Source organism: Actinoplanes sp. NPDC051633, from assembly GCF_040681735.1.
Classification (GTDB): domain Bacteria; phylum Actinomycetota; class Actinomycetes; order Mycobacteriales; family Micromonosporaceae; genus Actinoplanes.
The window spans coordinates 1-9,961 of the sequence record NZ_JBFAZH010000162.1 but is presented as its reverse complement, the minus strand read 5'-3'; the positions used below and the strand labels follow the sequence as shown (position 1 = coordinate 9,961).

The following is a 9,961-nucleotide window of genomic DNA, read 5'->3' as shown; positions in this document are numbered from 1 at the left end:
GCTCCTCGGCCGCTCGCACCCGGCAGACGTGGCAGGGCGTCGCGGTGGCGCTGACCCAGGGAAGCCCGGGCGGCGCGTCGCCCGAGGTGCACTACGAGGACGGGCTCTACGACGGCGGCCGGACCGAGGTCATCGACCTGCTGCGAGCGGTCCCCGACGACGTCGGCACGGTCCTGGTCGTCGGGCACAACCCGACGATGTCCGACATCTCGCACCTGCTCGATCCCGCGGGTGACGCGCCGGTCCTGAAGACGTGCGGGCTGGCCGTACACAAGTCGCAAGGCCCTTGGTCCGCGGCCGAGCCCGGGTCGATGCACCGGACGCTGCTGCACACGGCGCGGGGATGACGAAGGGCCCTTTGCGAAAAGGGGCCCTTCGACAGAGGGGGTCAGAAGGCTTCTTCGGGCAGATCCATGATGTCGAGCGTGGTGTTCTCGATGATGCGGCGGTCGGCGCCGATCCGCGGGAGCACCTCGCGTGCGAAGAACCGGGCGCTGGCGATCTTGCCCTCGTAAAAGGGCTTGTCGGACGGCTTGACCTCGCCGCCGAGCGCCTGGAGGGCGACCTCGGCCTGCCGCATCAGCAGCCACGAGACCACCACGTCACCGAGGGCGAGCAGGACCCGGCGCGAGCTGAGGCCGACCTTGTAGAGCTCGCGGGTGTCCCCGCCCTGGGCCGCGGCGAGCCAGCCCATCTGGGTGCCCATGATCGCGGTGAGCTCGCTGAGCGCCTTGCCGAGCGCCAGCCGCTCCTCCTTGAGCCGACCGTTGCCGGCCTCGGACTCGATGAAGGCCTGCATCTCGGAGGCCACCACGGCGAGCGCCTGCCCGTTGTCCCGCACGATCTTGCGGAATATCAGGTCGAGGCTCTGGATCGCGGTCGTGCCCTCGTACAGGGTGTCGATCTTGGCGTCGCGGACGTATTGCTCAAGCGGGTAGTCCTGCAGGAAGCCGGAGCCGCCGAAGGTCTGCAGCGACTCGTGGCTGAGCAGTTCGTACGCCCGCTCCGAGCCCACGCCCTTGACCAGCGGCAGCAGCAGATCGTTGACCCGGCTCGCGGCCTTCGCCGTCTCGGTGTCGCCGGCCGCCTCCGCGATCGCCACCTTGTCCTGCCAGGTGGCGGTGTACGTGACCAGCGCGCGCAGCCCCTCGGCATACGATTTCTGCAGCATCAGCGAACGCCGCACGTCGGGGTGGTGGGTGATGGTGACCCGGGGTGCGGTCTTGTCGGCCTGCTGGAGCAGGTCGGCGCCCTGGACGCGGTTCTTCGCGTACTCCAGGGCGTTCAGGTAGCCCGTGGACAGCGTCGCGATCGCTTTGGTGCCGACCATCATGCGCGCGTACTCAATGATCATGAACATCTGGCGGATGCCCTGGTGCACCTCGCCCAGCAGCCAGCCCTTCGCCGGGGTGCCGTGCTCGCCGAAGGTGAGCTCGCAAGTGTTGCTGACCTTGAGGCCCATCTTGTGCTCGACGTTGGTGGCGTAGACGCCGTTGCGCTCGCCCAGCTCACCGGTCTCGCCGTCGAAGTGGAACTTGGGCACCAGGAACAACGACAGGCCCTTGGTGCCCGGGCCGCCGACGCCCTCGACGCCGACCGGGCGGGCCAGCACGTAGTGGATGATGTTGTCGCTCAGGTCGTGCTCGCCCGAGGTGATGAAGCGCTTGACGCCCTCGATGTGCCAGCTGCCGTCCGCCTGCGGGATGGCCCGGGCGCGCCCGGCGCCGACGTCCGAGCCGGCGTCCGGCTCGGTCAGCACCATGGTGGCGCCCCACTGCTTGTCGACGAAGAGCTGCGCCCACTTCTGCTGCTCAGAGGTGCCCTCGACCTTCAGGACGTGAGCGAAGGACGGGCCGTTCGCATAGATCCAGATCGGCGCGTTGGCGCCCAGTACGTTCTCGGCGATGGCCCACCACAGCGCCCGCGGCGCCAGCGTCCCGCCGATCGAGCTGGGCAGGTCGAGGCGCCAGAACTCCGACGCCATGAATTTCGCGTAACCGTCCTTGAACGACTCGGGCAGCGGGGCGGTGTGTGTCTCCGGGTCGAACACCGGCGGGTTGCGGTCGGCGTCGATGTAGCTCGCCGCGAGATCCTCGCGGGCCAGTCGGTTGACCTCACGCAGCACGTCGCGTGCGGTGTCCGCGTCGATGTCGTCATACGGCGCCCGGCCGAAGGCCTCGTTGGCACCGAACACCTCGAAGAGGTTGAACTCGATATCGCGCAGATTGCTCTTGTAATGCGTCATGGGTGGCTGCCCCGCTTCTCCCGGACGTGAGTTACCCGTCAGTAACACTCACTGTATTACCGGCCGGTAGACATCGACAAGGAGGAAGAAGATCTGTGAGAAACCTCGTCGTGGCGGGCAGAGTCCGTCGATCCGTGCTCTAAACGTCTCCGATCGGGTGGGAAGTGGGACAACCGTTCGGCCATTTGCAAGTTGCCGCGCCGTGCGCGACGTATCGACGACCGGATCGACTCGTTGCTCCAGGTGTACGTGAGCGAAGTACCCAAGGCCAGGAGGTCACCGTGTTCGCCACGATCAAGAGCCTGATTCCGGAGCCTCGCCAGGCAGACCAGCCCCGCCGGTACGTGGGCAAGCACCGTCTGCCGGAACCCGAGCCGACGCCCGACCCCACGCCGGACGCACCGACCGCCGAAACCGCGGTCGTCTAGGAGCCGGCCGCTCCGACTTCCCAGCTCGGCATCGGCTGAGCCTGGTCGGCGGCCGGTCCGGAGTACTCGAGCAACACCAGGGCGATGTCGTCGTCGAGACGGCCGTGCACCCAATCGACCAGCGCGGTCTCCAGCGAGGCCAGCCCGTCGCCGACCGTTCCGTGCCCGAGAAGTCGCCAGGCGCGGTCCGTGGTCGGGAAGAACTCACCGTCGCGCCGGGCCTCGCCCAAGCCGTCGGTGAAGAGCAGCAGCCGGTCGCCCGGTTCCAGCCGTTCCACCCTGGGCTGGGCCACCGGCATGAAGCCCAGCGGCGGCGCGGGAGCCGGCGGATCGAGGGCGATCACCTGACCGCGGCGCAGCAGCAGCGGCGCGGGGTGTCCACAGTTGACGATGGTCAGCGTGCCACCGCGTTCCTCGACCAGCGCGGCGGTCACGAAATCCTCGTCGCCGACGCTGCGGGCCACGGCGCGGTCCAGATCGGTCACGATGGCGCGCAGATCGGCCCGCTCGTACGCGACGTGCCGGTACGACCCCAGCACGATGCTCGCCAGCCGGACCGCGTCCAGGCCCTTGCCGCGCACGTCGCCGATGATGATCCGCACCCCGTACGGCGTGTCCAGCGCCTCGTAGAGGTCCCCGCCGATGTCCGCCGCCGCGGTCGCCGAGATGTAGCGCCCGGACACCGCCAGCGACCCGACCTGCGGCCCGAGCGGACGCAGCACCGCCTGCTGGGTGACCGAGGCCAGCCGCATCAGCTCGGCGATCCGGGTGGCCTGACGCTGCCGGATGGTCGCCACCGCGGACGCGATGCCGGTGGCCAGCATGATGCCGACGACGTTGACCATGCCGGCGACCGAGTCGTCCGTGCTCGCGAGGACCATGCCGACCACCGTGGCCAGCACGCCGACGCCGAGCACCGTCTGCCACGACGCGAGAACGGCGGCCAGGAACGGCACGGCCGCGAACAGCCCGACGAAGTCGGCGCGCTCGGTGTCGATCAGCTCCACGGCGGACACGGCGGCGAGCAGCACGAGGGCCGCGCCGAGTCCGGCGCGGTTTCCTGGGCTCAAGGTTCTGCGGCCCGTCGCGAGAAAAGAAGGCATGGGTACGCGCACAGCATGCCTGATTCCAGAACGGGACCGCATCAAGTTGACCCGTCGTCTGATGAGGTTCTGACCACCCGGTAGATCGGCGTCGTTCAGTCGGTGGCCATACCCCCCAGGCCCGTGGCACCTCGGTGGCAGGATGTTGCGGTGGCATCCGACCTGCGTGACCGCTTGATCACCGCCTTCCGGTGGACGGATCCGTTCGAGGGCAGCGACATGGTCGTCAGCGATCGGTCCGGCTGGTGGCGCGATCCGCACATTCTGGACGGCCTGGGCTCGGCGCTGGGCGCCCTGTTCGCCGCCGACCAGCCGACCGTGGTGGTGTCGCCCGAGGTGACCGGGTTCCTGGTCGGGCCGCTGGTGGCGCGCGCACTCGGCGTGGGTTTCGTCGAGGCGTACCGGGAGCGGGCCGCGCGTGGGCCGATCGCCGAGCCGATGACCTGGGTGGAGGTGCCGACCGACCACCGCGGCGACCGGCAGCGGCTTGGCGTCCGGTCGGCGCTGATCAAACGCGGCGACCGGGTGCTCGTGGTGGACGACTGGGCGGCGACCGGCGCACAGTCGCGGGCGCTCTACCAGGTGGTGTCCGAGCTGGGCGCGACGCCGCTGGGCGCCGCGGTGATCGTCAACGAGTGCCCCCGCGACCCGAGCATCCGGGGCCTGCTGACCGGTGACGATCTGAGTTCGGCCCCGGTGGTGGGCTGAGTACGGGAACTCAGGAGCCCGGCGCCCGCCGTCCGAAGGATGGTCGGCATGAGCTTCTTCGTCGGCAACTGGGTCACCCGGCTGTATCTCGGCGCCGTCCTCGTGGCCACGGCGTTCATGATCGCGGCCGGCCCGGCCGTCGGCCTGGGCATCGCGGGCATCTTCCTGATCGCGCTCACTTCGCCGGTGTCGATCATCTTCGCGCCGGTGTTCCTGCTCGGCGAGGGCTGGCTGACCGGGCCGATGATGGTCGGCAGCATCCTGGCCGGCTATCTGCTCAACACGGTGCTGATCAACATGATCGTGGGAGAAATCGGTCGCGTGCGCTCCCGGCGTGCGTAAGACTTCGCGCGGTGCGCACCTTTCTGGATCTTCCCTCGGTCCGCGGTCTGATCCCCGACGCCACCTCGATCACCAGGCTGGAGGGCGGCAGCACCAAGGGCGTCTACCGGGTCACCCGGGCCGGCGGCGGGACCGTGCTGGTCTATCGCTGGCATCCCGACGAGAACTTCTGGCCGGCCGCCACCGCGATCGACGCCGGACCGTTCGGGGGCATGCCGACGCGCGACGACTTCCTCTCCGGCCACCGGTCGCTCAGCGCGCTCGGCGTGCGCGTACCCGAGATCGTGGCTCTTGACGGAGATCTCGCGGTCATCGAGGACGTTCGCGGGGGGAAGCTCGAGGAGCACCTCGACGGCGACGCGGCCGCGGTCCTGCTCGCCCGGCTGCGTGCCACGTTGCTGGCCATGCATTCGCACCGCGGCGTGCCGGACGGTCGTCCGGAGGATCAAGTGCTGGAGCGCGGCCGCCGGTCGCTGACCGAGGCGGCTCGGCGGGTGCCCGGGCTCGCGGCCCGGCGGGCGGCCGTCGAGGATGCGCTGACCAGCCGGTACGCCGCCATCGAGCCACGCGCGGAAGCCGGGCTCATCCACGGTGAGCTGGGCCCCGACCACGTGATGGTGGACGACGACGGGCAGCCGGTGCTGATCGACATCGAGGGCACGATGATCTTCGACGCCGAGTGGGAGCACGTCTTCCTGGAGATCCGGTTCGGCGACCTCTACGGGCACCTGCGAACCGTGCCGCTGGACCCCGCGCGCATGCGCCTGTACCGGCTGGTCATGTGCCTGTCGCTGGTCGCCGGGCCGCTGCTGCTGGTGGACGGCGACTTCCCGCGGCCGGAGGGGATGCGCGACATCGCGGCGTGGAATCTGAAGCGCGTGCTAGCGGACGTAGCCGGCTAACACACCGCGGGACGGCTTCCAGCCGGTCGCCGTGTACCGCGCCAGCCCGCGCTGCACGTACGGGTCGTCGGCCATGATCCGTTCGGCCTCCTCGACGGTGGCGGCATCGAGCAGCACGACGCCCCCGACCGGCGGATCCTGCCGCCCGGCCGAGATCACCGTGTCGCCCAGCGTGTCGAGAAACGCGGCGTGCGCCGGCCGAGCCTCGTCGAGCTTCTCGAGCGGCGCGAGATAGGTGGAGATCATGAGGTACATGGCCTCATCATCGAGGACCGGAACCCCCCTGACCAGCGACCCGTCGTACTCGGTATGCGTACCCTCCGTGTTCTGATCACCCTACTGGCGTTCGTGGCCGCAGGCTGCGCAAGCACCCGCCCGGCGTCGCCCTCGAACCCGTCCTGGACATCCTGCCCCGCCAACCCGAACGGCGACGCGGCGGCGCTCACCCTGCCCGACCTGAGCGCCGACTTCCGGGCGGTCACCGCGATCATCTGCGCGCAGGACTCGCAGAAGCGGCCCGACGGCGGCACCGACCTGGTCGCCGTCGAGGATCGCGCCGACGACATCGCGGACCTCCTGACCGCGCTGCGGCTGCCCGACGAGCCGCGCACCGACATGCCCTGCCAGAGCATCCTCATCACCGGTCCCTGGCTGGCGCTGCTCGACGAGCAGGGCCGATGGGTCCGGCCCGGCTTCCCGACCACCGCCTGCGGGACGCCCAAGCCCCAGGTGTTGGAGGCGATCGACGGGCTCACCAGATCGCGGGTCAGCACCCGCGTCGTGGCCGAGATCGAGTCGGCCGGCGCCGCGAAATCGGGCTGCTCCCAGACCTGGTCGGACATGATCGCGGCAACCGGCGCCGATGCCGTCGACGGGGAGATGCGGCCCCTGACCCGGGACCGGGCGCTGCCTCAGCTGTGCGTCTACCGGGTGCCGGCGAGTGAGCAGGGCAACGGGAAGCCGGCCGGTGACTTCGAGTCGGGCCGCAGGCTCAGGCCGGCCGAGTGGGCGGCCGTGAAGCGTCACCTCGCGTCGGCCGGGCCGGCCACGGCCTGTCGCATGCCGGCGGGCAGGTTCGCGCTGCTGTCGGGCAACATCTACGTCGAGCTGGACAGCTGCCGGCGCGTGATGGCCCCGGCGAACTCCGGGAACACTCTCCGCCAGGCGCCGGACGCGCTGGTCACGCTCCTGAGCTGAGCAGTCGCTCGAGCCGGTCGGCGGCGTCGGGGTGCTCGTCGAGCAGGTCCTCCAGGCGGGTGGACCAGCTCAGCGTGAGGCGCAGGCGGAGGGCTTCCAGCTCTGGGGTGGGCACTTCATCAAGCCGGGTACGCGTCTCCTCGAGCCGCCGTTCGACAATGTCGATCCGGTGCTGATCGCCGGCCGCGAACACCTCGGCGATCCGGGTTCTGGCCGCCGTCCAGCCGCCGGCGACCGCGGCGTCAACTATTGCGGCGCCGCCCGCCCTGGCCAGTGCGGTCAGGCGCTCGGACAGCATGGGTGCCGGTTTGAGGGTGAGTCGGCAATCAGAATGAAGGGTGGGCGCATCGCTTTGGGCGCGTCAGCGGCCAGATGCGCACGCCCGGCCTCGGCGGGAGCTGCGGCGCGTAACCACCCGCCCAGGCACGACATCATGCTCTTTCAGCCCGTCGGCCAGACCCGGAAGTTCTGCGACGAACGGCTCGGCGTGGGGCCGCGCTGTCCCTGATAACGGCTGCCGTAGACGGCGGAACCGTAGGGGTGCTCGGCCGGTGACGACAGGCGGAAGATGCAGAGCTGCCCGATCTTCATGCCCGGCCACAGCTTGATCGGCAGGTTGGCCACATTGGACAGCTCGAGGGTGACGTGCCCGGAGAAGCCGGGGTCGATGAAGCCGGCGGTCGAGTGGGTGAGCAGGCCCAGGCGGCCCAGGCTGCTCTTGCCCTCGAGGCGGCCGGCGAGCTGGTCGCCCAGCGTGATCACCTCGAGCGTGGAGGCCAGCACGAACTCGCCCGGGTGCAGCACGAACGCCTCGCCGTCGGCCATCTCGACCTGAGCGGTCAGGTCGTCCTGCTGCACCGACGGGTCGATGTGCGTGTAGAGGTGGTTGTTGAACACGCGGAAGAAGCGGTCCAGCCGCACGTCGATGCTGGACGGCTGCATCAGCTCCGGCGCGAACGGCTCCAGAGCGAGATTGTCCGACTTGATCTCGGAGACCAGGTCACGGTCGGAGAGCAGCATCGCAACACCATAGTTCAGTGGCCGGTTAGCACATGTGTTCGATATGATCGCGGGTATGGCTTCCTGGTCCACCTTCGTCGCCGCGTCCCCCGCCCTGGCCGCCGGCGTGCGCGCGCTGCTGCAGCAGTACGGTCCGGGGCTTGCCTACCTGGCAACCGTGCGGCCCGACGGTGGTCCGCGCATCCACCCGGTGTCGCCGGTGATCACCGAGCAGGGGCTGTATTGCTTCGTGGTGGACTCGCCGAAACGCCGTGACCTGGAGCGGGACGGGCGATATGCGTTGCATTCGTATCCGCCGGAGGAGAACGACGACGAGGCCATGCTGACCGGCGTCGCCACTCCGGTCGACGACCCGCTGGTGATCGGCGGGCTGGCGGTGGCTTTACACGCTTCGCCGTCGGTCGATTGGCGCTTGTTCGAGCTGTCGGTGGAGTCGGCGATGCTGCGTAGGCACGGCGACGCGGGCGCGCTGCCGTTCGCGGCGAGAAGGCCACCGATCACCCGGACGTGGCGGGACCCGGCCGCACGCTTAGCCCGTTCACTGGTGGCCACCTGATCGGGTAGCATGACGGGGCCGCGCCGGGGGCTGGTCTGCTCGGGCGGGGTGCAGCTCTGCGGGTGTAGTTCAATGGCAGAACATCAGCTTCCCAAGCTGACAGTGCGGGTTCGATTCCCGTCACCCGCTCCAGGTAAGGCGGCAGGTCGAGACGGGTTCTCGACCTGCCCTTCGCTCATTCTGGCCTTTTCTTGCGCTTGTCGTGCCCGTTGCGTGCCCGATCGCGGCCCTTCTTGATCTGGGAGCTGAGGGCCTCGGCGATTCGCTCGTCCTGCTCTTGTGCGGTGTGCTGATAGATCAGCGCGGCCCGTGTTGAGGCGTGACCCATCCGGGCCATGAGGTCGGCGAGGCTTGCACCGGTCCGAGATGCGAGCGCGTTTCCGGTGTGCCGCAGGTCGTGGAAGTGGAATCCGGGCAGGCCGACAGCTGTCACCGATTCGGTCCAACGGCTGGTGCGCTGGAAATTTGATCGACGTAGTGCCGCACCGGTCACGCCGGTGAAGACCAGGGCGTCAGCATCATCAGCGACGAGATCGGTGAGGTGAGCGCGAATGTCACTCCGGATGGCTGCGGGAATGGTGACCGTGCGGAGGCCGGCGTCTGTCTTGGGAGGACCGAACGTTAGGCTGCCGTCTTGGCGTTCGACGAGAGTTGCGCGAACGGTGAGGGTCTTGCAGCGCTGATCGAAGTCACGGCGGCGCAGCGCGGCCAGCTCGCCGTAGCGAAGGCTGGTGAATGCGGCGAGAAGAATAAGGGCTCGAACGCGATGCGGGACGGTGTCCGCGAGTTGAAAGACTTGGTCGACCGTAGCGGTCGGGCGCTCGGCAAATCGCTCGATTCCGGCACCGACAATGCGGCAGGGATTTCGGCGGATCAATTCATCGTCTACAGCGGTATTAAGTACGGCGCGCAGAAGGCGGTAAGCCTTGGCCGTCATCGTGGTGCTCACGCCATCGGCGAGTAGGTCAGCACGCCAGGAACGAATCAGGCCCGGCGTCAGATCACTCAAGATTTTTGCTCCCAGCGATGGGGCGAGGTACTTGCGGTGAAGCCAGCGGTACAGGTCGACCGTGCGTGGACGCAGGCCGGAGCGGTGGTCAATCCACTCGGTCAGGTAGTTGTCGAGCAGTACTCGTCCAACATCGGGATTGCGCCAGGTACCGCGGTTCATGTCGGATTCGACGCCGGCCAACCACCGTTCCGCGTCTGTCTTGGTCGCGAAGGTTGCGGGTGCTGGCCGGTCGATGCCGGTCGGGTCGGCGTAGCGCGCTTGGAACCGGCCGGATGGAAGCCTGCGAACCCGGCCGAAGCGACGCTTTTTAGCCATAGGCGGGGTTTCCCTTCGTGTTGTAGGCGAGAACGGGCCTGATCGGATCGACCTGGCCTCGGCGGATGTAGGCGGCGAGGTCGTCCGGGTGGAACCGGACGTACTTGCCGACGTGATAGAAGCGGATACGCCG

13 protein-coding genes and 1 tRNA gene are annotated in these 9,961 nt (G+C 68.9%); 8 read left to right on the top strand and 6 right to left on the bottom strand.

Annotated elements, in window-relative coordinates:
- Window positions 1–347 (top strand): histidine phosphatase family protein (locus AB0M20_RS12365; RefSeq protein WP_364297336.1); only part of this gene is annotated, 347 nt, incomplete at its 5' end.
- A 41-nt stretch (window positions 348–388) separates the two neighbouring features.
- Here AB0M20_RS12365 and AB0M20_RS12360 read toward each other — a convergent pair.
- A complete protein-coding gene (locus AB0M20_RS12360) occupies window positions 389–2,245 on the bottom strand; it encodes an acyl-CoA dehydrogenase (protein ID WP_364297334.1) in 1,857 nt (618 codons plus the stop codon).
- Window positions 2,246–2,526: 281 nt separating this feature from the next.
- Between AB0M20_RS12360 and AB0M20_RS12355 the strand changes: the two genes are divergently transcribed.
- Window positions 2,527–2,673, top strand: a complete 147-nt coding sequence (locus AB0M20_RS12355) for a hypothetical protein (RefSeq protein ID WP_364297332.1) — start codon at window positions 2,527–2,529, stop codon at window positions 2,671–2,673.
- On the opposite strand, the gene AB0M20_RS12350 is transcribed toward AB0M20_RS12355, so the two are convergent.
- The gene (locus AB0M20_RS12350) at window positions 2,670–3,776 is read right to left on the bottom strand and encodes a PP2C family protein-serine/threonine phosphatase (RefSeq protein WP_364297330.1); all 1,107 of its coding nucleotides are present in this window, start codon (window positions 3,774–3,776) and stop codon (window positions 2,670–2,672) included. The two genes, AB0M20_RS12355 and AB0M20_RS12350, sit on opposite strands and share 4 nt — an antisense overlap.
- A 150-nt stretch (window positions 3,777–3,926) precedes the next feature.
- Between AB0M20_RS12350 and AB0M20_RS12345 the strand changes: the two genes are divergently transcribed.
- The 3 genes from AB0M20_RS12345 to AB0M20_RS12335 are packed head-to-tail and all read left to right on the top strand — an operon-like array spanning window position 3,927 to window position 5,728.
- Window positions 3,927–4,484 (top strand): phosphoribosyltransferase family protein, encoded by a 558-nt coding sequence (locus AB0M20_RS12345; protein WP_364297328.1) that lies wholly within the window; start codon window positions 3,927–3,929, stop codon window positions 4,482–4,484.
- Between the two features lie 48 nt (window positions 4,485–4,532).
- Complete coding sequence (locus tag AB0M20_RS12340) at window positions 4,533–4,826, top strand: hypothetical protein (protein ID WP_364297326.1); 294 nt, start codon at window positions 4,533–4,535, stop codon at window positions 4,824–4,826.
- Window positions 4,827–4,837: 11 nt separating this feature from the next.
- Window positions 4,838–5,728: a phosphotransferase gene (locus AB0M20_RS12335; RefSeq protein ID WP_364297324.1), complete on the top strand. Its 891-nt coding sequence runs from the start codon at window positions 4,838–4,840 to the stop codon at window positions 5,726–5,728.
- Here the strand turns inward: AB0M20_RS12335 and AB0M20_RS12330 are convergent.
- Window positions 5,708–5,983, bottom strand: coding sequence for a YciI family protein (locus AB0M20_RS12330; protein WP_364297322.1), 276 nt, complete (start codon window positions 5,981–5,983; stop codon window positions 5,708–5,710). The two genes, AB0M20_RS12335 and AB0M20_RS12330, sit on opposite strands and share 21 nt — an antisense overlap.
- Window positions 5,984–6,037: 54 nt before the next feature.
- Here AB0M20_RS12330 and AB0M20_RS12325 point away from each other — a divergent pair, with 54 nt between their 5' ends.
- Window positions 6,038–6,925, top strand: a complete 888-nt coding sequence (locus AB0M20_RS12325) for a hypothetical protein (RefSeq protein ID WP_364297320.1) — start codon at window positions 6,038–6,040, stop codon at window positions 6,923–6,925.
- Here the strand turns inward: AB0M20_RS12325 and AB0M20_RS12320 are convergent.
- Together AB0M20_RS12320 and dcd are read right to left on the bottom strand one after the other, a co-directional pair.
- Window positions 6,909–7,223, bottom strand: coding sequence for a hypothetical protein (locus tag AB0M20_RS12320; RefSeq protein ID WP_364297318.1), 315 nt, complete (start codon window positions 7,221–7,223; stop codon window positions 6,909–6,911). The two genes, AB0M20_RS12325 and AB0M20_RS12320, sit on opposite strands and share 17 nt — an antisense overlap.
- A gap of 143 nt (window positions 7,224–7,366) precedes the next feature.
- Window positions 7,367–7,945 carry a dCTP deaminase gene (gene dcd, locus AB0M20_RS12315; RefSeq protein ID WP_364297316.1) on the bottom strand — a complete coding sequence of 193 codons (579 nt, stop codon included), beginning with the start codon at window positions 7,943–7,945 and terminating at the stop codon, window positions 7,367–7,369.
- Window positions 7,946–8,000: 55 nt separating this feature from the next.
- Between dcd and AB0M20_RS12310 the strand changes: the two genes are divergently transcribed.
- Entirely contained in the window at window positions 8,001–8,501 is a 501-nt protein-coding gene (locus AB0M20_RS12310) for a pyridoxamine 5'-phosphate oxidase family protein (RefSeq protein ID WP_364297314.1), read from the top strand.
- A gap of 58 nt (window positions 8,502–8,559) precedes the next feature.
- Window positions 8,560–8,633 (top strand) — tRNA-Gly (locus AB0M20_RS12305).
- 43 nt (window positions 8,634–8,676) lie between these two features.
- On the opposite strand, the gene AB0M20_RS12300 is transcribed toward AB0M20_RS12305, so the two are convergent.
- Entirely contained in the window at window positions 8,677–9,828 is a 1,152-nt protein-coding gene (locus AB0M20_RS12300) for a tyrosine-type recombinase/integrase (protein WP_364297312.1), read from the bottom strand.
- Window positions 9,829–9,961: the final 133 nt, after the last annotated feature.